The sequence below is a fragment of the Clostridium sp. AM27-28 genome, assembly GCF_003480955.1.
Classification (GTDB): domain Bacteria; phylum Bacillota; class Clostridia; order Lachnospirales; family Lachnospiraceae; genus Otoolea; species Otoolea fessa.
The window spans coordinates 37,601-59,841 of sequence record NZ_QUJT01000005.1 but is presented as its reverse complement, the minus strand read 5'-3'; the positions used below and the strand labels follow the sequence as shown (position 1 = coordinate 59,841).

At 47.5% G+C, this 22,241-nt stretch carries 19 protein-coding genes and 1 pseudogene; 1 reads left to right on the top strand and 19 read right to left on the bottom strand.

Annotated features, from left to right (window positions below; translation table 11 throughout):
* Window positions 1–73 precede the first annotated feature (73 nt).
* The 17 genes and pseudogenes from nadA to dctP form a co-directional block, all read right to left on the bottom strand.
* Window positions 74–985, bottom strand: coding sequence for a quinolinate synthase NadA (nadA, locus tag DW720_RS07105; RefSeq protein WP_117796479.1), 912 nt, complete (start codon window positions 983–985; stop codon window positions 74–76).
* Between the two features lie 346 nt (window positions 986–1,331).
* Window positions 1,332–2,814, bottom strand: a pseudogene (locus DW720_RS07100) (IS1182 family transposase).
* 128 nt (window positions 2,815–2,942) lie between these two features.
* Complete coding sequence (locus tag DW720_RS07095) at window positions 2,943–3,254, bottom strand: hypothetical protein (RefSeq protein WP_118468855.1); 312 nt, start codon at window positions 3,252–3,254, stop codon at window positions 2,943–2,945.
* A 6-nt stretch (window positions 3,255–3,260) separates the two neighbouring features.
* On the bottom strand, window positions 3,261–3,425 hold the full coding sequence (locus tag DW720_RS15710) for a hypothetical protein (RefSeq protein WP_154106756.1): 165 nt from the start codon (window positions 3,423–3,425) through the stop codon (window positions 3,261–3,263).
* A 354-nt stretch (window positions 3,426–3,779) separates the two neighbouring features.
* Window positions 3,780–4,430, bottom strand: coding sequence for a hypothetical protein (locus tag DW720_RS07090; RefSeq protein WP_118749426.1), 651 nt, complete (start codon window positions 4,428–4,430; stop codon window positions 3,780–3,782).
* A 426-nt stretch (window positions 4,431–4,856) separates the two neighbouring features.
* Entirely contained in the window at window positions 4,857–5,405 is a 549-nt protein-coding gene (locus DW720_RS07080; protein ID WP_118749424.1) for a hypothetical protein, read from the bottom strand.
* Window positions 5,406–6,950 carry a DNA methylase gene (locus DW720_RS07075; RefSeq protein ID WP_118749423.1) on the bottom strand — a complete coding sequence of 515 codons (1,545 nt, stop codon included), beginning with the start codon at window positions 6,948–6,950 and terminating at the stop codon, window positions 5,406–5,408.
* A 429-nt stretch (window positions 6,951–7,379) separates the two neighbouring features.
* The gene (gene pckA / locus DW720_RS07070; protein WP_118749422.1) at window positions 7,380–8,984 is read right to left on the bottom strand and encodes a phosphoenolpyruvate carboxykinase (ATP); all 1,605 of its coding nucleotides are present in this window, start codon (window positions 8,982–8,984) and stop codon (window positions 7,380–7,382) included.
* A gap of 388 nt (window positions 8,985–9,372) precedes the next feature.
* On the bottom strand, window positions 9,373–9,933 hold the full coding sequence (locus DW720_RS07065) for a glycerol-3-phosphate responsive antiterminator (RefSeq protein WP_118472036.1): 561 nt from the start codon (window positions 9,931–9,933) through the stop codon (window positions 9,373–9,375).
* Window position 9,934: 1 nt separating this feature from the next.
* Window positions 9,935–10,747 (bottom strand): HAD-IIA family hydrolase, encoded by an 813-nt coding sequence (locus DW720_RS07060; protein ID WP_022359841.1) that lies wholly within the window; start codon window positions 10,745–10,747, stop codon window positions 9,935–9,937.
* Between the two features lie 219 nt (window positions 10,748–10,966).
* Entirely contained in the window at window positions 10,967–11,329 is a 363-nt protein-coding gene (locus DW720_RS07055) for a DUF1667 domain-containing protein (RefSeq protein WP_118472037.1), read from the bottom strand.
* Window positions 11,329–12,594, bottom strand: a complete 1,266-nt coding sequence (locus DW720_RS07050) for an FAD-dependent oxidoreductase (RefSeq protein WP_022359839.1) — start codon at window positions 12,592–12,594, stop codon at window positions 11,329–11,331. The genes DW720_RS07055 and DW720_RS07050 overlap by 1 nt, the downstream gene beginning before the upstream one ends.
* 2 nt (window positions 12,595–12,596) lie before the next feature.
* Window positions 12,597–14,036 carry an NAD(P)/FAD-dependent oxidoreductase gene (locus tag DW720_RS07045; protein ID WP_118749421.1) on the bottom strand — a complete coding sequence of 480 codons (1,440 nt, stop codon included), beginning with the start codon at window positions 14,034–14,036 and terminating at the stop codon, window positions 12,597–12,599.
* A gap of 125 nt (window positions 14,037–14,161) precedes the next feature.
* The gene (locus tag DW720_RS07040; protein ID WP_118472039.1) at window positions 14,162–14,863 is read right to left on the bottom strand and encodes an MgtC/SapB family protein; all 702 of its coding nucleotides are present in this window, start codon (window positions 14,861–14,863) and stop codon (window positions 14,162–14,164) included.
* 197 nt (window positions 14,864–15,060) lie between these two features.
* A complete protein-coding gene (locus tag DW720_RS07035) occupies window positions 15,061–16,371 on the bottom strand; it encodes a TRAP transporter large permease (protein WP_182431265.1) in 1,311 nt (436 codons plus the stop codon).
* Window positions 16,371–16,871 carry a TRAP transporter small permease gene (locus DW720_RS07030; RefSeq protein ID WP_107000140.1) on the bottom strand — a complete coding sequence of 167 codons (501 nt, stop codon included), beginning with the start codon at window positions 16,869–16,871 and terminating at the stop codon, window positions 16,371–16,373. The genes DW720_RS07035 and DW720_RS07030 overlap by 1 nt, the downstream gene beginning before the upstream one ends.
* 398 nt (window positions 16,872–17,269) lie before the next feature.
* On the bottom strand, window positions 17,270–18,346 hold the full coding sequence (gene dctP, locus DW720_RS07025) for a TRAP transporter substrate-binding protein DctP (RefSeq protein WP_118472041.1): 1,077 nt from the start codon (window positions 18,344–18,346) through the stop codon (window positions 17,270–17,272).
* 455 nt (window positions 18,347–18,801) lie between these two features.
* Here dctP and DW720_RS07020 point away from each other — a divergent pair, with 455 nt between their 5' ends.
* Entirely contained in the window at window positions 18,802–19,404 is a 603-nt protein-coding gene (locus tag DW720_RS07020; RefSeq protein WP_182436524.1) for a YcxB family protein, read from the top strand.
* A gap of 212 nt (window positions 19,405–19,616) precedes the next feature.
* Here DW720_RS07020 and DW720_RS07015 read toward each other — a convergent pair whose 3' ends face one another.
* Both DW720_RS07015 and DW720_RS07010 read right to left on the bottom strand, forming a co-directional pair.
* Window positions 19,617–21,023, bottom strand: coding sequence for an FAD-linked oxidase C-terminal domain-containing protein (locus tag DW720_RS07015; protein WP_118749419.1), 1,407 nt, complete (start codon window positions 21,021–21,023; stop codon window positions 19,617–19,619).
* A gap of 28 nt (window positions 21,024–21,051) precedes the next feature.
* Window positions 21,052–22,239, bottom strand: coding sequence for an electron transfer flavoprotein subunit alpha/FixB family protein (locus DW720_RS07010; RefSeq protein WP_118293257.1), 1,188 nt, complete (start codon window positions 22,237–22,239; stop codon window positions 21,052–21,054).
* Window positions 22,240–22,241: the final 2 nt, after the last annotated feature.

Here is a 22,241-nt window from a genome sequence, read left to right as displayed (position 1 = left end):
AGCATTTTCTGTGGGAATCCTTTGAATGATCCTTTTGGGTCTATTTGTTTATATTGTGTCTTTATTTATTCCTTTATTTTGCCAATTCCAGCATCCGCGCCAGCGGACCAACCGCCCTCTGCCGCATCGCCTCATCCATCTCCACTTCCTCTTCCGGATTTTCCAGCGCCCGCAGTACGCTGTCCAGATGAATCTTCTTCATATTCGGGCAAAACTGACGGTGACCTACGGAGAAAAACTTCTTCTCCGGGTTCTTCTGCAGCAGTTCATAGAACACGCCCATCTCGGTGCAGATCAGGAAGACTTTCTCATCCGAATTCGTCGCATAATCAATAATCTGGGAGGTACTTCCGACAAAATCTGCCAGCTCCAGCACATCGCCGGTACACTCCGGATGCGCCAGCACAACTGCCTCCGGATGCAGCTCTTTTGCTTTCTTTACATCTTCCGCATGAATACTCTTATGTACATGGCAGAAACCGTCATTGAAAATAAAATGTTTCTCCGGCACTTTTTTTGCGATAAAACGTCCCAGATTCTCATCCGGAATAAAGAAAATATCCTTGTTCGGCAGTTTTTTCACGATTTTGAGTGCATTCGATGAGGTAACACAGACATCCGATTCTGCCTTGATCTCCGCCATCGAGTTCACATAACAGACAACGGCTACATCCGGATACTCTTTGCGTACTTCGCGGATCTTCTCCACCTCAACCATGTGAGCCATCGGACAGTCCGCGCTCCGGTCTGCCATGATAACCGTCTTCTCCGGGCTTAAAATCTTCGCACTCTCGCCCATAAATGACACGCCACAGAAAATGATCGTCTTCTGCGGCACCGTCGTCGCCAGCTCCGCCAGATAATACGAATCGCCCACATAATCGGCAATCTCCTGCACTTCTCCATCTACGTAATAATGTGCCAGAATCACGGCATCCTTCTCTTTTTTTAATGTCTCGATCCGCTGCTTTATCTCCTGATCCATCTCTTTTCCCTCTCCTTTTTTCACCGCTCTGTTCACGCTTCCGAATCCCCATCGATTGACAGAAACCATACCATTTTTCCGACAGCTGCGGTTCATTTTCTTCTTTACAATGTATCCGACATCTTTGCCACGCCATATTTCTCTGTCCATATAGCTTCCACACGGTAAACTTCTGTGATTATACCTCTAAGAGAAAAGCTGTGTCAATGAAATTTTGACACTTTTTATTACATCTGTCTTGTCATATAGCGATTCACAAATATTCAAACTGAAAGTTGGCTTTGCCTGTAAAAAAAGAATGTGCCTTGGCACATTCTCAAACTGTAGACAAAGTGGTGTTTGATCGTTAGGTCAGGCACCACTTTTCTGTTGCGTTCATTTCATTCAGTAAAATTTCAACTTTAAACATAAATGACATCGATTTTCTATTTCCCATAGCCAGTATCTTAGCTAGTTTTTTCAGATTCATGCATGCAAAAGTAAGCCCGGCTTTCATTTCCATCCGTGCCTTTCCTATGTACTGAGTATATCGAAAACCATGATGGTCTTTCGCTGTTCCAAAGATTCGTTCTATCGTTTCTTGTCGTTTTTGATAAATCTCTTTGTTTCCCAGTGTATGACGGATATCTTCTGCTTTCTCTATGTATCTTTCCCATACATGTTGTGTTACCAGCTTCACATGATCTTTGCTTTCTGTGCATTTAGATTTCTGAGGACAATTACAGCAAATATATCCACGGCTTTTGTATTCACGATAGCCATCCCGATTTGTTGTGCTATAAGAAAGCACCTGATTTTCAGGGCAAAGATAGCAGTCGTAATACTCGTCATAAACGTATTCATGCTTTCTGAAATAGCCTTCTTTTGTCATCGGGCGCTTATACGGAAACAAAGGTTCAATTCCATCTAATAGCAGCCTTCTGGCAATCGCCGGTGTCCGGTATCCTGCATCTGCAATAATCATAGAAGGATCAAATGACTTTACTTTTTCATACAGTGCCTTAAACGTTCTACTGTCATGCTCATTTCCAGGATGAACTCTATATCCCAAAATCCATCCATGCTGATCACACGCGGTTTCGACTGCATACGCGAAAACATGTTTATGTTCCCCTTTTCGAAACCAGCCACTTTCTGGATCAGTGATACTGCTTTTTTTGTGTTTTGACATCGGACGGAATTTCTACTGAAGTCTCTGAGTCTTCTGAACTGGTTTCTCCAGATGTTGGCGGCTGATGCTTATCTTTTTCTTTCAATGGCTTTTTCCCATGAGCCAGACGATCCTGCTCAATTTCCTTTTTTAACTCATCTTCATACCAAAGGGCTTGTTCATGAGCAATCCTTTTTCTCATTTTTTTACTATTAGCACAAGCTTTTACATGCGTTGAATCAACAAATATCTGGCTGGTGTCTACAAGCTTGTACTTCATACATTCTTCGAGAATTCTGGAAAAGATTTGTTCAAAAAGATCCGTATCTTTAAAACGGCGTGTATAGTTTTTTCCAAATGTAGAGAAATGTGGAACCGAATCCATCATATCCAGGCCAAGAAACCAGCGGTAGGCAACATTTACCTCAATCTCTTTCATTGCTTGCCGCATGCTTTTTATTCCATAGAGGTACTGAATAAACGGAATTTTTATGAGCATAACAGGGTCCATACTCGGCCGGCCATTATCAGGGCAGTATTTTTCTTCCACTAAGTCATAAATAAAGTTCCAATCAATGGCTTTATCGATTAACCGTAGCATGTGATTCTGGGGTACCATGTCATCCATGCAGAACATAAGCATCTGTTCTCTTTTTTTATCCGCATTTTTCGTCATCATAAAAAACACCGCCCTTTCTGATATCATTATATCAGAAAAGCGGTTCTAACAATAGCAAACCCCCGCAAAAGCGGGGCTTTGTCTACAGTCTGAAGCGTCCTCTGCTTTTATACAGGGACGCTTTTCTATTACCAGTCATCTATTTTTCTAGCGAGTCCTGTTGGTATAAACCACCACATAACTAATAAAATTATAAGTATTACATCCGCTACCTTCCCTAAAAATTGCAAAGGAATCATAGCAAATCCTATAATAGGTAACGTTAATACTTGGATTATATATTGTACTAATTCCCCCAATGAGAAAGAGCCAAAAAACTTCGGCGGCGGATCGTCATAAGGAAATTTTTCACGAAAATCATAAGGATAGAGTAAATGTTTAATATACAATACGACTGCAGTAATTATAACACATTCCGGGTAAAACATTATATATTTCATATTCCGTTATATCCCCGCATAGTCAGAAAAGCGCAGTGCGTACCTGCCACTATAGCCGTACTGTAACGATAACCACGCCACATAATTAAAAAAATCTGTATATGTTTCGATGTCTTCATAGACATTCATAATTTGTCCGGTTGTACTTTTTACTTCAAAAATTTTGTCCATACCTGTCCTCCCACATATAATACTCATATTCCTTATTTTATTATAACATTATTTGTTATAGTTGCAATGGTGGTGCCTACTATATGCAAGGAATATCTAATCATACTTATCAGGATCTGATTCAGGATCTATCGTTCATCATCAGAAAAACCGAAGATAAGTGCAATTTTCACGTCATCAGAGTTGGAGCATCTACTATACATTATACGTACTGTTTTAAATCTCAAAAAAGTGCTGCCGCACTATTTTAGTGCGACAGCTCCATTACACAAAAAATCGGACGGTTTTTCGCTGTTCAAACCGTCCGATCTACATGACATATTTATAATTTTATCGCTTTATGCACATCCACCCTTATTGCTGAAACAGCACCAGTCTCGATACCTTTCCTTCCGCGTCCGCCCAGATCGCGCATTTCTTTCCCGCTTCCAGATCGTCTGCGGTCACTATGTTCCGGGTTAAATACGGCAGAATACGTGTCTCAGCGCTGACCGTATAGGTCACGCCATCCTTTGCTTTCACACAGACGGTATCATCATTCTCGGCACTCTTTTTCACCGACTCGATCTCCGTGTAAACCGGCACGGCGCTCACATCGGTTACATGGACGAAGAAGAGCTGTCCGTTCGTGATTGGCGGCTCGCTCATCGCCATCGCATCCCCGATGTAGGCATATACAACGGTTCCCGTCTCCGCCTCGGTCATATCGACCGGATTGCCTGTCTCTGCGTCAAAAATCGGCGTTTCCGGTGAAAATGTGATCACCATCTCGCCGGCACTGCTGATTCCCGACTGATTGTCGATCGTGACGGAATCGCTGGTAACCTCCGAAACTGGACCATAAACACAAATAGTTTCCGCTGCAGTGGCCTCCCCAACTGCCTCCGTATCTTCGACAACCGGCTTTGTCTCCTCATCGCCCGCTTTTGCACTGGAAGCGCACCCAAGCGCACCTACCGACAGTGCTGCACAAATTCCTGCAATATATAACGATTTTTTTTTCATAATTTGAATCTCCTTCCGACTGTTCTTATGCCTGCTCCCTATCTGTTCCCAGGGACTTCTCTGAAATTTTTCAAAACTTCCCAGGCACTTTTTAGTTTCTAAAACCAGTAAAATATTTTTCTTTATACTCTGTATTCAGCTCTTCTATCTGGTTTTCTCTGTTCTAACAGTCTACCCTATTTCATTCAAAAGTAAAAGTGCTTTTTTCTTACGGATTTCTGATATTTTATTACTGTTCACGCATACGTGCCCAGTAACGGAATTTGCCGTGGCTTCGCATTTAAATACGGCAATTCCTGCTGCCACCACGTTTTCTTACGGCACTTTCGGTTCCAAAAGTGCCTACCCGTAAACAGTAACGATATTTTCCCTTGCCGGTCAGGAGGTCCATACAAAGCTTCAGCAACTGTGCTGCCATGTAACATTTCACTCCACTTCCTCTTCTATCAGCTCCACACGGCAGATCTGTGGAAAATTTACCGCGCTCTCCCCGCCTATATTTTCAAGTCCAGGCTGATTTCCACTCCTTATTTCCGCCAACCACAAAACTTGCCGGTAATAGTCGATTTTCTTCAATCGTCCTGCTGCCGTTCGGTAAGCGCCGCCATCCTTGTGCACGTCCGGTTGGAACCAGGTCACAGAAAGCCGAACCGTCTCGCCACGCATCAGCTGCTCCTCCGCTTCTACAAGCGTCTGATTGATCATCTCGCGCACGCTGTCATCCAGATCGATCTCCCGCTCGGTCAGGCGCGCTTCCTCCTCTACCGCCTCCTCATAGCCATTCAGTGCCGCAAACGAGGCGAACTGCGCCGCCCGGTCCTCCACCGGCATCCGTGTATGGCGCAAGGGAAATGGGTAAGAATGACCGAGGATATCGCCGTAGCGGCGCTGAGCGTCACTTTCCTGCCCTTCTGGGGTTTGGCTTCGTCCACTTTTTAAGTTTTCAAATTCATTCACTCTATATTGATCTTCCATCTATGCCTGATGCCCCCCGATCTGCCCGTTCCGCTCCTTGGCGGTCGCGCCTTCCTCAAAGTTCATCCCGCGCAGCACCGCATTTTTTCCATATTTTTTCTTGATCGTCAGAAGCGCTTCCTGCATCCGGCGCTCCCGCTCGCGTTTTTTCTGTTCTTCCTTCTCTTTTGCTTCCTTTTTTGCGTAATCGGTAAACAAATCAAGCTGTTCAAATGTTTCCTTCTGTTCACGCTCTTTCGCCATTTTCTCATTTACCACATGGCATGCCGAGAGCGACATCCGGCGGATGAGAAGCGCCGGGTTGACAATCTTATCATACAGAGCCGCCATCGCCTCCAGAAGCTCGCTTGAGGACGAAGTCGCACGCGGCAGATTCCACGTTCCATGTGCATGCTTCGGCACACGCCGCCCGTAGCGATCGGTTGTTACCGGTCCCTTGTATACTTTCCGTATCTCCGGGCGGGTCAGGTTTTCGATGTCATATCCGACCGTTAGAACGAGCTGATCGGTCACTAGCCGTTTTTCCACCAGCTCCAGCGAGATCCCGTCAATCATCTCCTGAACCACGATCCGCGCCTTGTCCGCCGTGTACGGACAGTGAAGCACCTGTCCGCAGCCCAGACTGCTACTCTGCGGCTTGTACGCCCGTATCTGTGCGATCGTGCACGACTCATAGCCCCACGCATGGTCAATCAGAAGCTCGGCGTTGATGCCGAACATCTGGTACAGCAGTTCCTCGCTGTAAAACTCGCCCAGTTTTCCCAGTGAACAACGCGCAATATCGCCCATTGTCCGAAGTCCCGCCTGCCAGAGTTTCTTCTGATAGCCCGGTCCAACCCGCCAGAAATCAGTCAGCGGCTCATGCGTCCACAAAAGCTCCCGATAACTCTGCTCATCCAGCTCGGCAATCCGCACGCCGTCCTTGTCCGCTTCCACGTGCTTCGCCACAATATCCATCGCCACCTTGCACAGATACAGGTTCGTCCCAATCCCCGCCGTCGCCGTGATGCCTGTTTCCTTTAACACCGTGCGGATGATGCGCTTTGCCAGCTCGCGCGGCGAAACCTTGTAAATTCCCAGATATTCCGTAATATCCATGAATACCTCGTCGATCGAATACACATGGATGTCCTCCGGTGCCACATACCGGAGATAAATCTGGTAGATCTGCGTGCTCCATTTCATATAGTGCGCCATTCTCGGCGGCGCAACCAGATAGCTGACCGCCAGCGATGGATCCACCTTTAATTCTTCATTTCTCCACGATTTATCCCGGAACTGGCGTCCCGGCGCCCGTCTGCGGCGTTCCTCATTGACTTCCCTAATCCGCTGAATCACCTCAAATAACCTGGGACGCCCCGGCACACCATAGGATTTCAGCGGCGGCGATACCGCCAGACAGATCGTTTTCTCCGTCCGCGATGGATTCGCCACGACCAGATTCGTCGTCAACGGATCCAGACCTCGCTCGATGCACTCGACCGATGCGTAGAACGATTTTAAATCAATGGCAATGTACGCGCGCCTGGAAACTGTTTTCTGCATGGCAGGCTCCTCCCTTCTCTATGAATTTAAAATTTGAGCGCCACTGGTAAAAAATCATCTCACAAAATCAAGCACAGAAAGATTCCGAGCGTACACATGAAAATCCAGTTAAAAACTCACTAAGTGCTTCTATTATAGCATAACCATCAGCTTCACGAAATACTCAAATCCAAACATGTGTTTTGCAGCAGCAATAAAAAATGTGCCTTGGCACATCCGGGCGTCTCGCGCGGTCGCTTGCGACATGTTTCTGCTTCGCGCGAGTGTGCATCCTCGCGGAGCATTTTTGGTTTCATAGGACGTATTTCCTATGAAACAAAAAACCTCCAGTCCATTCGAATGAGAATCACATTTCTCATCCAAACAAACTGGAGGTTTTCTATCTCACCAGGTTTACCTCTTGGATTTATTTACCATTTATTTCTGGCATTATAACTGCGGACCAGCCTTTACCAGAGCCTTGCCAGCTTCGTTTCCTTCGTATTTAGCGAAGTTCTTGATGAAACGGCTTGCCAGATCTTTTGCTTTCTCTTCCCACTCAGCCTCGTTTGCATAGGTATCGCGGGTATCCAGGATAGCCGGATCTACGCCCGGAAGCTCGGTCGGTACTTCGAAGTTGAAGTACGGGATTTTCTTGGTCGGAGCTTTCTGGATATCGCCGTTTAAGATAGCATCGATGATACCACGGGTATCTTTGATGGAGATACGTTTGCCGGTTCCGTTCCAGCCTGTATTTACGAGGTAAGCTTTTGCTCCGCTCTTCTCCATTCTCTTAACCAGCTCTTCTGCGTATTTGGTCGGATGCAGCTCCAGGAAAGCCTGTCCGAAGCAAGCGGAGAAGGTCGGGGTCGGCTCGGTAATGCCGCGCTCGGTACCAGCCAGTTTTGCTGTAAATCCGGATAAGAAGTAGTACTGTGTCTGCTCCGGTGTCAGGATAGATACCGGCGGAAGTACTCCGAATGCGTCTGCAGACAGGAAGATAACGTTCTTAGCTGCCGGTGCAGAGGATACCGGACGTACAATATTCTGAATATGATCGATCGGGTAGGATACACGGGTGTTCTCGGTTACGCTCTTATCAGCGAAATCGATCTTGCCGTTCTCATCCAGGGTAACGTTCTCAAGCAGTGCATCACGTCTGATAGCGTTGTAGATATCTGGCTCAGACTCTTTATCCAGGTTGATAACCTTCGCGTAGCAGCCGCCCTCGAAGTTGAATACACCGTTGTCATCCCAGCCGTGCTCGTCATCACCGATGAGAAGACGTTTCGGGTCGGTAGAAAGGGTAGTCTTGCCGGTTCCGGAAAGTCCGAAGAAGATAGCGGTGTTCTCGCCATTTAAGTCGGTGTTAGCAGAGCAGTGCATAGCAGCGATGCCCTTTAACGGAAGGTAGTAGTTCATCATGGAGAACATACCTTTCTTCATCTCTCCACCGTACCAGGTGTTGATGATAACCTGCTCGCGGCTTGTGATATTGAAGACAACAGCTGTCTCAGAGTTTAATCCAAGCTCTTTGTAGTTCTCAACTTTAGCCTTGGAAGCGTTGTATACTACGAAGTCCGGTTCGAAATTAGCCAGTTCTTCGTCGGTCGGAACGATGAACATATTCTTTACGAAATGAGCCTGCCAAGCAACCTCCACAATAAAACGGATCGCCATACGGGTGTCTTTATTTGCGCCACAGAAAGCATCTACTACAAACAGTCTCTTGTTGGAGAGCTCATTTAAAGCGATATCCTTTACTGCGTTCCAGGTCTCTTTGGATGCTACATGGTTGTCGTTCTTGTACTCGTCTGAAGTCCACCATACTGTGTCCTTAGAGTTCTCATCCATAACGATGAATTTGTCTTTCGGGGAACGTCCGGTATAAATACCTGTCATAACGTTTACTGCACCAAGCTCGCTGACCTGACCTTTTTCATAGCCCTCCAGCTTCGGTTTGGTTTCTTCTTCAAACAGCATCTCATAAGAAGGGTTGTAAACAATCTCCGTTGTTCCTGTGATTCCGTACTTGCTTAAATCGATCTTAGCCATCTTAATACCCCTTTCCTGTTATCCGGCGGCTCCCGTCTGTGTGAAATTGTCAGCCTCGCTGACCAGAATCATGCGCCAAGTCTCACGGACGTTCGACTTGAATTTTGTCTGACATTTCTCACCGAACCGGGGATTTCAGTGTCCCCCACTGTACATGTGTATAGTTTGCAACCGCTTTACCTTTTCACGGTTCTTATATTTTGTACAATGCGAAAACTCGCCTTTTCTTCTCTTTATCTATTTTTACCAAAAGAGATTACTTCATCATTCTAATGCATTCATGGTAAAAAATCAAGCGAAATCGCGAAATGATTGATATTTTTTTATCAATTTCATTATTTCAAATATATCTGTCACTCACAGCGTCTAAATCGTTTAAGTTTTAAAATCACACGTACCACACCGCTTCATTCGTCGCTGAAATGGCATCCGTACCCGCCTCAAAGGCCGCCATCACATCTTTTTTGTCAGACAGCAGTCCCCCGGCGATCAGCGGAATATCGGTGTACTCGCGCATGATCTTAAGAATCTTCGGCATCACCCCCGGCATGATCTCGACTGCATCCGGTCGGAACATTTCGATCTGTTTTTTCAATGTATCGAGTGCGATCGAATCCACAACAAAGGTTCTCTGGATCGCATAAAGTCCCATCTCCTTCGCGTGTTCCACCAGTGTGTTTTTTGTGCTGATAATACCGTCCGCCCGCGTATTGTGGGCGATAAAATCGACCGCCACCCTCTTGGTGCTCAGTCCCTGGATCATATCCACGTGGACGATCGCCACCTTCCCGGCGTCCTTGATGCGCGCTACAATCTGATCAATATCACAGATCGTGCCAAACAGCACAAATACTACCTTACATTCAGATTTAAGACTTTTTTCCAGCCCTTCCCAGCTCTTAATCGCTGCGATTATCGGAGATTCCTCCAGTAATTCAAGCATTGTCATTCTATGCTTCCTCTTCTCTCATAGTCTTGAGTATTTCTCCCATCTCTTTCAGCCCTGTGAAAATCGCATCCGGCACGACATCCGCCTTCGGTACATCCTCCAGCTTCGTCTCGCCGGTCAGCACCAGGATTCCGTGTGCCCCATTTACCACGCCGGTTTTCACATCCGTGTAGATCCGGTCGCCGACAAACGACATTGCCTCGCGCTTTGCCCCGGTCATCTCCAGAACCATATCCACGGTCTCCTTGAATGGTTTTCCGACATACTTCGGCTCCTTTCCGGTCGATAAGGAGATTGCCGCGCACATTGCGCCGCAGTCCGGGATAAAACCATCCTTCGTCGGGCAGTTGATATCCAGATGCGTTGCCAGGAACACAGCGCCGTTGCGGATATACGTGCAGGCGCGCTCCAGCTTCTCATAGGTCAATGTCATATCAAAGCCAATCACGACCACATCCGGCATCTCCCTTGTCAGAAGAATGCCATTTTCACGGAAATTCTCCTCCAGATCCGGCGTTCCCACCAGATAGACTTTCTTTTCAGGATAATACTCTTTCAGATACTGAATCATCACATCCCCAGATGTAATGATCTGATTCCTTTTAATATAACACCCCATTTTTGCCAGTTTGTCAATATATGTTTTCGGAGATTTCGACGAATTATTCGTAAAAAATACATATCTCTTCCCTGCTTTCTTCACTTCCTCCAGGAAATCCAACGCCCCGTCGAGCACATCCGTATCCAGATAAAACGTCCCGTCCATATCGAGGACAAACAATTCTGTCTCCTTTAAAATTTCACGTTTTTCCATGCCTCTCTCCTTGTAATTTTTATCTCTGTAAATATGTAAACACTAAATTTTTTTCCAAAACAACTTTATCCAATCCTGCACAAATATGCAAGCACGTTTTTCATAAATCTTAATTTCAAAAATGGGAAGCCGTACAAATCTCTTCTATGAGTCTGTACAACCTCCCATCTCTCATCTTTATATTCTGCGACAGGCTGGCGGCGTCACTTTTACGTTTTTTTACGCCCGCCCTACATTCTTGCTCGCCACAACCGCAACCCCAGTTCCAGCGCAGTCTGCGATAATCACATCCCCGATATGCACCGGAGCTGCCACCTTCACGGCGCGGATCTCCTTCATGCAATCAAAGATTTTGCCCTTCGGGATATCCGAAGCCGTCTTGACCGCTGCTCTCTCGATCGTGCCGCCCTCGACGCGTACCGTTGAGGTAACGATTCTCGTCGGATTGGTTACCTCTTTCTTTGCATACGCCTCGCCGCGCGGGCATGTATTTCCTTCTACCTTGATCTCGCCATTTCCCATCGTCACAGTGAGCTGACAGCCCAGCGGACATCCGATACAGGTCAGTTCTCTTACTTCCATCACTCATCCACCTCCGTGCAAATGGTTATTTCTTTCAGATCCGGATATTTCTCCAGACTTTCCTTCGTCAGGATTACCTGCTCCATCTCACCCGGTGCCAGCACGCGTTTTTTGCGGCTGCTCACACGCTCTCCGTCAAAATAAACGGAAATGCTGCGGTTTTTATAAACATCTGCCACACGGAAACGAACGGTCAGCTTGTCTGCCATCGCCTCGGTATCGATCGACTGTGGTACCGTGTAGCGGACGCCATTTTCTGCCTTGAGTGTCACGCTGTGACCTTTCTTCGTCTCGCCGGATTTCACATATTTCGCTGCGTTCTGTCCTGCCAGCGCTGCCTCCTCAGATACATAGTCAACCAGATCATGTACATGAAGCACGTTGCCGCAGGCAAATACACCCTCGATGCCTGTTTCCAGACGGTCATTGACCATTGGGCCGGAGGTAACCGGGTTCATCGCCACGCCCATATTTCTCGTCAGCTCATTCTCCGGAATCAGGCCACAGGATAACAGAAGCGTATCACAGTCATAGTGCTCTTCGGTACCCGGAATCGGTTTACGGTCCGGTCCGACCTGTGCCAGCGTGATGCCTTTCACGCGCTCTTTTCCCTCGATATTCACAACCGTATGGCTTAACTTCAACGGAATATCAAAGTCATTTAAGCACTGTACGATATTTCTCTTCAGACCGCCCGAATACGGCATCAGCTCCGCTACGACCTTAACCTTTGCGCCCTCCAGTGTCATACGTCTCGCCATGATCAGTCCGATATCGCCGGAACCGAGGATGACAACCTCTTTACCGACCATATGACCCTCGATGTTCATGAGACGCTGTGCCGTACCAGCAGTGTAGATACCTGCCGGACGATACCCTGGAATGTTCAGGGCGCCTCTCGGACGTTCGCGGCACCCCATCGCCAGGATAATCGCTTTTGCCTTAATGAGCTCCAGTCCCTCGCTGCGGCTTACGACTGTGATCTCTTTGTCTTTATTAATATCCAGTACCATGCTGTTTAAGCGGTACGGAATTTCCAGCTTTTTCACTTCTTCCTCATAACGTGCCGCATACTCCGGTCCGGTCAGCTCTTCTTTAAAGGTATGAAGACCAAAACCATTGTGGATACACTGATTTAAGATACCGCCCAGCACGCTGTCGCGCTCCAGAATCAGAATATCCTCTGCGCCGCTTTTCTTTGCCGCTGCTGCCGCTGCCAGTCCAGCCGGACCGCCACCGATAATTACAATGTCATGCTGAATCATGGTTATGCCTCCTCACCTTTTATCATTTCGGAACCTTTGCGGTTTTTGCAGATCTCTGTGATCGGGATTCCCGTCTCACGGGAGAGAATTTCCATCGCTCTCGGAGTGCAGAAGCCTGCCTGACACCGTCCCATACCCTGACGGACGCGCCGTTTGATGCCATCCATCGAGCGTGCGCCGAGTGTACGGGTGATCGCATCCACGATCTCCCCCTCGCTGATTGTCTCGCAACGGCAAACGATTGCGCCGTATGCCGGGTTCTTGCGGATCAGTTCTGCGCGTTCTTCCGTATTTAAACGTGCTGCTTTCACGATGCCCTTGCGGACCGGATTGAAATTCGGATTCTTGCCAAATCCAGCTTTTTCCTCGATCATCCCAGCCAGATATTCACCGATCGCCGGTGCGCAGGAAAGTCCCGGAGACTCGATTCCGGCTGCATCAAAGAAGCCCGGTGCGTCCTCCGCCTCACCGATGATGAAATCATCGCCGTCCTCATGGGCACGCAGACCGGAGAAGGAAGTGATGACCTGACGGAACGGAATGTTGTTGACACTCTTGGTTGCCTTCTCACATGCCTCTGCCAGTCCCTCGGCGGTCGTGTAGGTTCCGTCCTTATCTTCCTGATCCACCGCGGTCGGTCCGACTAAGAGATTTCCGTGAATCGTCGGGCTGACGAGGATTCCCTTGCCATACTTGCCCGGAAGCTGGAATACGGTCGCTGATACGTGGTTGCCAGCCTCTTTATCGAGCAGGCAGTACTCGCCGCGGCGCGGCACAATGTGAAGCTTCTTTTCCGAAACCATGTTGTGGATCTCGTCAGAATACACGCCGGCTGCGTTCACGACATATTTTGTCTCAAAGACACCGTTGTTGGTTATCACACGGTATCCTTCTGTCGTTTTTTCAACTTTTTCTGCTTTTGTGTTGAATACAAATTCAACGCCGTTATCACAGGCATTCTCTGCCAGCGCGATCGTCAGACCAAATGGACATACGATGCCGCCGGTCGGTGCATAGAGCGCTGCCACAACCTCCCCGCTGACGTTCGGCTCCATCTTGCGGACCTCATCGCCGGTCAGAATGGAAATATCCGGCACACCGTTTGCCACGCCTCTCTCATAGAGTGCCTGCAGCGCCGGGCGGTCCTCCTGCGCGAAGCAGAGTACCAGGGAGGAATTCCGCTTGAAATCAAAATCGAGTTCTTTGGATAAATCTCCCATCATGGCGTTGCCTTTTACATTGAGCTTTGCTTTTAAAGAACCTGTCTTTGCGTCATAGCCCGCATGGACGATAGCACTGTTTGCCTTCGATGTGCCGGAGCAGACATCCTCTTCTTTTTCCAGAAGCACGGTGCGGCACTCATATTTCGAAAGCGCTCTGGCGATGCTGCTGCCGATGACGCCGCCTCCGATAATCACTACGTCGTATGTATTTCCGTTCATACTGTGATCCTCCATTATTTATACTAAATGTTTTCTTGTTCTCGTTTCAACTATCCTGTTTGTTTAGATAATTCATCCTATTTCTGCTGCATTTCGTGCGTAAGTCCATCTGAACCCTTTAGCTGCTACAGCTCCTCTGCAAACCGGATCTCCTCCATCGCCTGAATGTCGCCCAGAAGCGTTTTCCGGAGCGACTTGTCCTGCACCTCCACCGACATCGTCGCGGAGGGACCCTCGCCCTTTAACTTATTCTTGGCAATATCAAAAGACACGATTTTCACATCCTTGGAACGCATGGTATCCATGAACGCCCCAACACACCGGCTGCTGGTAAATTCCAGATAAAAATCGAACACCTTCGCATGCTCATGAATCATTGAATCCACGCGTGTCAGAAGCTTCAAGGTAACCGCAATCAGAATCAGACCGTAAAACGCGCCGTCCACAAATCCGATACCGGCTGCCAGTCCTTCACAGGCGCAGACCCAGAGACACGCCGCTGTGGTCAGTCCACGCACCTGATTACGCCCGGTTACCATGATCGTGCCAACTCCTAAAAATCCGACGCCGCTGATAACCTGCGCGCCCATCCGCGCCATGTCCGCTTTCGCAGATGGAAATGTCCGGAACATATATTCACTCGTCAACATGACAAGCGCTGAACCCAGGCAGACCAGCACATGCGTCTTGATGCCCGCACCGCGCCGTTTCAGACCACGGTCAATTCCAATGAACATTCCCACCGCCAGTGAAAACAGCAGGCGAATCCAGATGCCGACCGCTGTCCAGGTTGCCGCCGTCTCCACAATCCATTTCCAAACTGCCATTTTTTCTCCCTCTGCCAGCCCGTAAAACTTCTAAAACACAGCTCTTTTTTGCTCCACAAGACTTTCCATGACCGATATCGGTATCTTTTATGGAACAAAAAAGAGCAGAAAGCATCCGTATTTCTACGTTTGCCTTTCTGCTCTTAATCTCACAGGCTTTATTATATCCAATTTATTAACGTTTTGTCAATCTGTTTCTATGCTGCGCCGTACAGAAGATCCGGTACGCATGTAATTAAGAACGGGCAGAAAGTCAGAAGCAGAAGAACAACCAGAAGGGACACGATAAATGGCCATACTTCCTTCAGGAACTCACTGATCGGACATCCCGTGATACCACAGGTCGTGAACATCATCGAACCGAACGGAGGTGTAATACCACCGATCATGATGTTAACGATCGCTACCAGTCCAAAGTGGTAATCATTGATTCCAAGCTGTCTTGCAACCGGAAGCAGCAGAGGTGTGATAATCATCAGCGCCGCACCGCCTTCCAGGAACATACCCATAATCAGAAGAATCACGTTGCATGCCATAAGGAACAGCCACTTGTTGGTTGTCAGGCTTAACATAGCAGTTGCCACGACTCTCGGCAGGTTGATCCAGGTCATGTAATAACCGAATACATTCGCTGCAACCATGATCAGGACAACGCTGGAAGTACCGGCGATACTGTCAAGCAGGATCGGAACCAGATGCTCTTTCAGGGACAGTTTCTTGTAAACGAAACGTCCGATAATAATACAGTAAAGAACGGCTACCGCACCGCCCTCAGACGGGGTAAACATGCCAAAACGCATTCCCAGAATGATACCAAACGGGAAGAACAGACCCCAGAAAGAGGTAATACCCTGTTTCACGATTTCTTTCAGAGACGGGAATTTTTCACGGGTGGTCGGGTAGTTTCTCTTATGCGCAATAATCGAAACAACGATCATCATCGAGATTGCCATCAGGATACCCGGAATATAACCAGCCGCAAACGTACGACCCAGGGAAATCTGTGCAATCAGGGTAAAAACGATCAGGTTTACTCCCGGCGGAATAACCGGTGTAGCAGCCGAGGAAGCCGCTGTGATCGCTGCGGAGAACGCCTTGGAGTAACCTCTCTTCTCCATCTCCGGAACCAGCATCTTGGACTGCATCGCACAATCTGCGTTGGCCGAACCGGAACATCCGCCCATCAGCATACTAAGTACTACGTTTACCTGTGCCAGACCGCCTTTCATATGACCGGTCAGCACTTCCGCGAAATCCATCATCTTGTCACTGATGCCGCCGTAGTTCATGACGGAACCAGCCATAACGAAAAATGGAATCGCTAACATCGAGAACGACTGTGTAGAGGTCATAACCTTCTGTAAGATCAGCCAGTTTTTACTGGTTGTATCAATAAATGTAAAATAAAAGAAGGTTGAACCAAACAGCGCATATACAATCGGCATTCCCAGGAAATAGAGAATAAATACCATAAAAATCGGAACGAGTTCAATTAATTCGAGTCCCATCAGTTATTTCCCCCTTTCCCTTTAAATACCTTGATAATATCCTTAACCAAAAAGTAAATACAGAAAATCAATGAAAGCCCAAATCCGATCGGAACCGCGCCGGAAATATACCAGCTCGGAACACGCAGCGTATTAGTCAGCTTATCCATCGTGTTCATCACATACTGGACGCTTGTTCTGGTCAGCATAATCAGAGTAACAAGCTCCAGAAGATCCATAATAACCTTAACAACTTTTCTTATCTTCTCCGGAAGAATGTTGATCAGGATGTCTACGCCCAGATGTGCGTGCTTACGGTACGCATATGCGCTTCCAATAAAGACGGTCCAGACGAAGAGCCCCGTAGCGACCTCTTCCGACCAATACAACGGTCTTTTCAGGAAATAGCGCATAAGGACGTTTGCGTTTACAACGATTGTACAGAGTGTCAGTGTCACGCAGGTAATAATTGCATCCAGGTTTACCAGCACCGACCCCAGTGTGATTTTTTTCTTTTCCATAGTCTATCCTCATGCATTCATAATGGCAGTCAGTTTTGCATAACCGACGACTGTTCTGTCATACAGTCATCATTCCAGCAGTTGTAACTGTTCAGTACCTTCACAGTCACGCGCAAAAATCCATTAAAAATTGCCTACGGCAATGGGATTTTTGCCTGCTGGCCCATGTTTTCGTACGGTCAGCGCAGTAAATGCGCAGACCTACTGAACAGTTACCAGCAGTTTCATATTTCCGGCACTATACGTTTGTCGGAAGCCTGCCCGGACCTCAGACAATCTTCTTCGTTCTGACAGCCCGGGCAGATATACTTTCTTCTCCGCAGCGGTTCTGATAACCGTTACGTTTTTACTATTTCATAATTGCTTTAAAATACTGTATTTGTTCGGAATAATTTACATTATTCGTTGTTTGCACGGTAGTCATTCAGGAAATCAACCAGCTTCTGGTGAAGTTCCGGATCTGCGCCGTACTCGTCTACGATCCAGTCGTAAACCGGAGCACAAGCCTCTGTGAATGCATCAACATCTACATCATTCCACTCAACGCCTTTGTCTTTCAGGAACTCGATCATGGAAGCTTCGTCGTTCTCAGCATTTTCCTGCTCCCACTTACCAGCTTCTACACAGCACTCATCCAGGATGTTTCTCCATTTTTCCGGGATGGACTGATATACGTCCTCAGCCATGAATAACCAACGGGTTGCGATGAAGTGGTTCGTGTTTGCAACTTTCTTGGTGTACTCATAAGCACCTGTATCCTTCAGGGTGGAGATGGAACCTTCGAAACCATCAACAACACCACTGGACATAGCAGATAAGCACTCCGTAAAGCTCATTGCAGACGGGGTAGCACCCAGACAGGTAATCGTCTTAACAAACAGCGGAGACTCGGTCGAACGCATGATCAGACCATTTAAGTCAGCCGGTTTCTCAACTACCTTGTTCGTACATACGCTTCTGAATCCGAACGAATAATGTGTATCCAGAACGTGGATGTTGTGCTCGCTTGCCAGTTTTGCATTCAGATCTTTTACAATATCAGAATCCATCACTGCATTATACTCTGCATTGTTCTTGTAAAGCATCGGTCCAACTAATACGTTGTAATCGCCGATGTAATCAGCAAAGTAGGACGGCTCCTCCAGACCCATCCAGACAGCGCCGTTGTGTGCCTGTGCTACAGACTCCGCGTAGCAGTCAAGCTGGTTCTGTCCGTAATACTCCAGAGTGATATGACCATCGGTCTTCTCTTTTACCAGGTCTGCCAGATATTCGCTGGCTTTGTAGTTCCACTCTGCCGGCTGAAATACGTTGGAAAACTTGATGGTGATGTAGTAATCATCTGCAGATGCCTCGTCACCTGCTGCCGTTCCTGCGTCTGCTGCCTTTGTGTCAGTCTTTGCGCCGCTGCCGCCGCAGGCCGCCAGGCTCATTGCCATCGTCGCTGCCAGTACTACTGATAATACTTTTCTCATACGTTTTCTCTCCTTTTTCTTAACCTCCCCCAGTCATCTTTCTGACCGGTTCATCAACAGTTTCTACTACTTTCTAAATAAATTACCATTTCAGCATTTAGGCAAAAAAATAGCACCATTTTTAAAAAACAGTCTTTTCCAGCTGTTTCTAACCATGGCGCATCTCTTCGTCTCTGCTTTTGGTTCTTTATTCACCTTTTACCTAATTCTAACACTTATTTTATGATTAGGCAAGCTATTTTGTCGAAATTATATAATTTTTTCTCGATTTTAGTCGATTTTTATGTGATATTTTTGTAACAATCTTGTTTATTTTTTATCAACATTACAGATTTAACAGATCCAGTTGCGGAAACAGGGAAGAAACAGTATACTACTTCTTAAGATATTTTCTATGCTTCTATATACTGTTTTTATATAGGTGATGATTGATTTTTTATATGAAAGGGCTTACCATGATTTACTATAAGATAGAAATGCACCACAACGAAAAAACCTTCGAATCCCTGTCCCGGATGCAGTACGATCTCTTCTGCACTTCCAACCGGATCACGCGGACGATCTTAAGCGTCCTGTTTATCGCCGGAGGTATCATCAACCTAAGCGAGTGGTGGGGTATCCTCTTAGCTGCCTACGGCTGCTATCTGACGACCAGCACCTACAGCTCCGCCAACCACACCGCCCACAAGCTCGCCGACCAGATCAAAAAAAGCGGCATGCCGTTCCCGGCGTCCCGCTATGAATTCCGCGAAAATCATCTGGAAGTCTATTCTCTTCCGAAAAATACCCGCGAAAGCACACTGGCTTACAATGAATTTGAAAAGCTGGGCGAAGACCGCGATTACTTCTACCTGTTCCGCGATTCCTACGGCGGGTATATGGTGCCGAAAAAGGGGATTGACACAAGCGCGGGGTCCCGTTCAAATTCGGATGAGAGCCAGAATTTGAAAGCAATTGGCGCGTTTCGGGAATTTTTGGAAAATAAGAGTGAGAAACGGATTTACAGGAAGACGATTCCGCTGGTTCGGGTGATGCAGGCGTTGAAGAAGAAAAGATAGGTCGATAGATATAAACTATAAAATAGTTCAACAACTCTAAAAAGCCACGATTTGAACTCTTTGATTCAGATCGTGGCTTTCTCAAAAAACTGCTGTTCTATTCTGTTTTTCTGCCAAAAATCTTCTGCAGTTCCTAGAATCAGCCTTACCGCGTGGTGCTCAAACGTTTTTGCAACACTTGTGGCTAAAAATATCAATGCAGTTATTTTCTTCTATCTCTGCGCCACCTTATGCGGATTCAGAATATTCTTCGGATCAAACACTTTCTTGATTCCGTTCATCAGATCCAGGTTCTTCTCCGGCAGGGATTCTCTTAAATACAGCTTTTTCGCATATCCGATGCCGTGCTCGCCGGACACCTGACCTTCGAGTTCATGGGCTTTCTGATAAATCTTCTCCATTGCAGCAGACATCCGTTTTTCCCACTCTTCATCACTCAAATCGTCTTTCAGGATGTACGCGTGCAGATTTCCGTCGCCCGCATGACCGAAGCTCTTGATACGGATATCAATCTCATTGTGGAGATCGTGCAGATACGTCACCATCTCATTGACGCGACTTCTCGGAACAACCATATCGACCTCATCCATGTAAGTCGTGGATCCCTTGATTGCCTCCAGGAAAGCGCCTCTGGCTTTCCAGATGGATTCCTCACGCTCCTGGGTATCGGAAATCAGCACGTCCAGTGCGCCCTGTTCCAGGCAGAGTTTGGCCACCTTGTCATACGCTTCTTCGATCTCCTCGGTGGAATTACCATCAAATTTCAAAAGCAGATACGCATCCGACTGTTTATCCGGGAACGCTTTTCCTAAATACTCCTCGGCGTCTTCAATCACTTCCCGCTGCATGAACTCGATCGCGGTCGGGATCGTCTTAGATTTGATGATAACCGGGACGGTGTCGATCGCCTGTTTCAGGGTCGGGAACGGGATCAGAAGGCTGATGACACGCTTCGGAAGCGGCAGAAGCTTTAAGATCGCCTTGGTAATAAAGCCAAGCGTTCCCTCGGAACCAATAATCAGATCTTTCAAGTCATAGCCTGAACTATTCTTTACAACTTTGCCTCCAAACTGAGTGATCGTGCCATCCGGCAGAACCACCTCCAGCCCCATGATATAGTCCCTCGTCACACCGTATTTGACCGCACGCATACCGCCCGCATTCGTGCTGATGTTGCCGCCGATGGTCGCTGATTTCTCACCCGGATCCGGCGGGTAGAAGAAATCGTGATCTTCTACATAAGCGGACAATTCCATCAAAAGGACGCCTGGTTCCACCGTGACCGTCAGGTTTTCCTCATCCAATTCGAGAATCTGATTCATCAGGGTGGTATCGATCATGATGCCATGTTCCATCGGAACCGAAGAACCAACCAGACCCGTTCCGGCGCCCCTCGGTGTCACCGGAATCGTATTTTCGTATGCATATTTCATGATCGCCGCGATCTCTTCAGCTGATTTTGCCTTTACCACCACATCCGGATAACTACTGGTCCCGCTCAGCTCATCGTGGCTGTACTCTTCGTTGATATTTTCACCTACGAGGACACGCTCGTCATCCTGAATTGTGTTTTTTATATATAAAATATCATCTTTATCTATTTTCTTGTAATTTCCCATGATATCCTGCTCTCCTTCCTGTGAATCTTTATCTTCCCATCTCAATCTTCTCAATCAGTCTCGGGAGAATCTCATAGAGATCACCAGTCAGGCAGTAATGTGCCGTCTTGAAAATCGGCGCTTTCGGATCTTTATTGATCGCGACGATCGTCTCCGCGTGATTCATGCCGGCAGTAAACTGGACCGCACCGGACACGCCGCAGGTGATGATGAGTTTTGGGCGGACCGTACGGCCACTCAGACCGATCTGGCACTTGGCATCCAGCCATCCGGCTTCCACCATCGGACGGGTGCAGGCAAGCTGACCTCCCAGCAGATCTGCCAGTTTTTCCAGCATTTTCAAATCTTCCGGCTTCTTCACGCCTCGTCCGGCTACCACCAGGACGTCAGCATTTTCGATAAAGGTTTCCTTCGGCTTTTCTACGATATCCAGAACCCTCACGTGGGAAAGCAGTTTTTCCTTCTCAATTGTACAGACCACAATCTCACCGCTCTCTTTCTCGGCACGCTCCGGTGCGTTCATGATCTTATAGCGCACGGTCGCCATCTGCGGACGGTGGTTCGGGGTCTTGATGTGCGCCATGATATTGCCGCCAAAAGCCGGTCGGATCTGGGATAAATCAGTATTTTCATCCATTTCCAGGATCGTACAATCCGCGGTCAGGCCTGTCTTCATACGAGCAGCCACACGCGGTGCCAGCTGTCTGCCGACCGTGGTCGCACCGACGAGAATAGACGATGGTTTTACTGTCTGGATGAAGTTTTCAAAAACAGCCGTGTACGGCTCGATCTGGAAACGTGCCAGTTCCGGTGCATCATAGACGAATACTTTATCTACATTATAATGAAGCAGTTCGTGTGCAGCCGCTTCGATTCCATTTCCCATAAACAGGGCGTAAACCGGATGTCCCGTTACCTTGGAAAGTTCTCTTGCTTTTCCAAGAAGCTCCAATGTAACCGGATGCACCTTTCCATCCACGTGATCTACGTAAACGGCAATGCCCTTCCATGCACTCTTATCGATGCTCGGTTTTACCGCGTCTTCTACATATTCAACCGCGCCCTTCGGACCTTTTCTCACGCAGAGACGGCACATTTTACAGGCGGCGCTGATCGTCACCTTTCCGTCCTTTTCTTCCATCGCCCCGAACGGACAGAGCTTGATAAGTTCCTGATTATCCGGGATTTTGTCCTGATGTATGATTAACTCAGCCATGA

What these genes read in the sequence shown, in the direction of transcription:
- nadA (WP_117796479.1), bottom strand. Translation starts at nt 985, where the DNA reads ATGGATCAGGAGATAAAGCAGCGGATCGAGACATTAAAAAAAGAGAAG.
- DW720_RS07095 (WP_118468855.1), bottom strand. Translation starts at nt 3,254, where the DNA reads ATGAAATATATAATGTTTTACCCGGAATGTGTTATAATTACTGCAGTC.
- DW720_RS15710 (WP_154106756.1), bottom strand. Translation starts at nt 3,425, where the DNA reads ATGGACAAAATTTTTGAAGTAAAAAGTACAACCGGACAAATTATGAAT.
- DW720_RS07090 (WP_118749426.1), bottom strand. Translation starts at nt 4,430, where the DNA reads ATGAAAAAAAAATCGTTATATATTGCAGGAATTTGTGCAGCACTGTCG.
- DW720_RS07080 (WP_118749424.1), bottom strand. Translation starts at nt 5,405, where the DNA reads ATGGAAGATCAATATAGAGTGAATGAATTTGAAAACTTAAAAAGTGGA.
- DW720_RS07075 (WP_118749423.1), bottom strand. Translation starts at nt 6,950, where the DNA reads ATGCAGAAAACAGTTTCCAGGCGCGCGTACATTGCCATTGATTTAAAA.
- pckA (WP_118749422.1), bottom strand. Translation starts at nt 8,984, where the DNA reads ATGGCTAAGATCGATTTAAGCAAGTACGGAATCACAGGAACAACGGAG.
- DW720_RS07065 (WP_118472036.1), bottom strand. Translation starts at nt 9,933, where the DNA reads ATGACAATGCTTGAATTACTGGAGGAATCTCCGATAATCGCAGCGATT.
- DW720_RS07060 (WP_022359841.1), bottom strand. Translation starts at nt 10,747, where the DNA reads ATGGAAAAACGTGAAATTTTAAAGGAGACAGAATTGTTTGTCCTCGAT.
- DW720_RS07055 (WP_118472037.1), bottom strand. Translation starts at nt 11,329, where the DNA reads ATGGAAGTAAGAGAACTGACCTGTATCGGATGTCCGCTGGGCTGTCAG.
- DW720_RS07050 (WP_022359839.1), bottom strand. Translation starts at nt 12,594, where the DNA reads ATGATTCAGCATGACATTGTAATTATCGGTGGCGGTCCGGCTGGACTG.
- DW720_RS07045 (WP_118749421.1), bottom strand. Translation starts at nt 14,036, where the DNA reads ATGAACGGAAATACATACGACGTAGTGATTATCGGAGGCGGCGTCATC.
- DW720_RS07040 (WP_118472039.1), bottom strand. Translation starts at nt 14,863, where the DNA reads ATGGCAGTTTGGAAATGGATTGTGGAGACGGCGGCAACCTGGACAGCG.
- DW720_RS07035 (WP_182431265.1), bottom strand. Translation starts at nt 16,371, where the DNA reads ATGGGACTCGAATTAATTGAACTCGTTCCGATTTTTATGGTATTTATT.
- DW720_RS07030 (WP_107000140.1), bottom strand. Translation starts at nt 16,871, where the DNA reads ATGGAAAAGAAAAAAATCACACTGGGGTCGGTGCTGGTAAACCTGGAT.
- dctP (WP_118472041.1), bottom strand. Translation starts at nt 18,346, where the DNA reads ATGAGAAAAGTATTATCAGTAGTACTGGCAGCGACGATGGCAATGAGC.
- DW720_RS07020 (WP_182436524.1), top strand. Translation starts at nt 18,802, where the DNA reads ATGATTTACTATAAGATAGAAATGCACCACAACGAAAAAACCTTCGAA.
- DW720_RS07015 (WP_118749419.1), bottom strand. Translation starts at nt 21,023, where the DNA reads ATGGGAAATTACAAGAAAATAGATAAAGATGATATTTTATATATAAAA.
- DW720_RS07010 (WP_118293257.1), bottom strand. Translation starts at nt 22,239, where the DNA reads ATGGCTGAGTTAATCATACATCAGGACAAAATCCCGGATAATCAGGAA.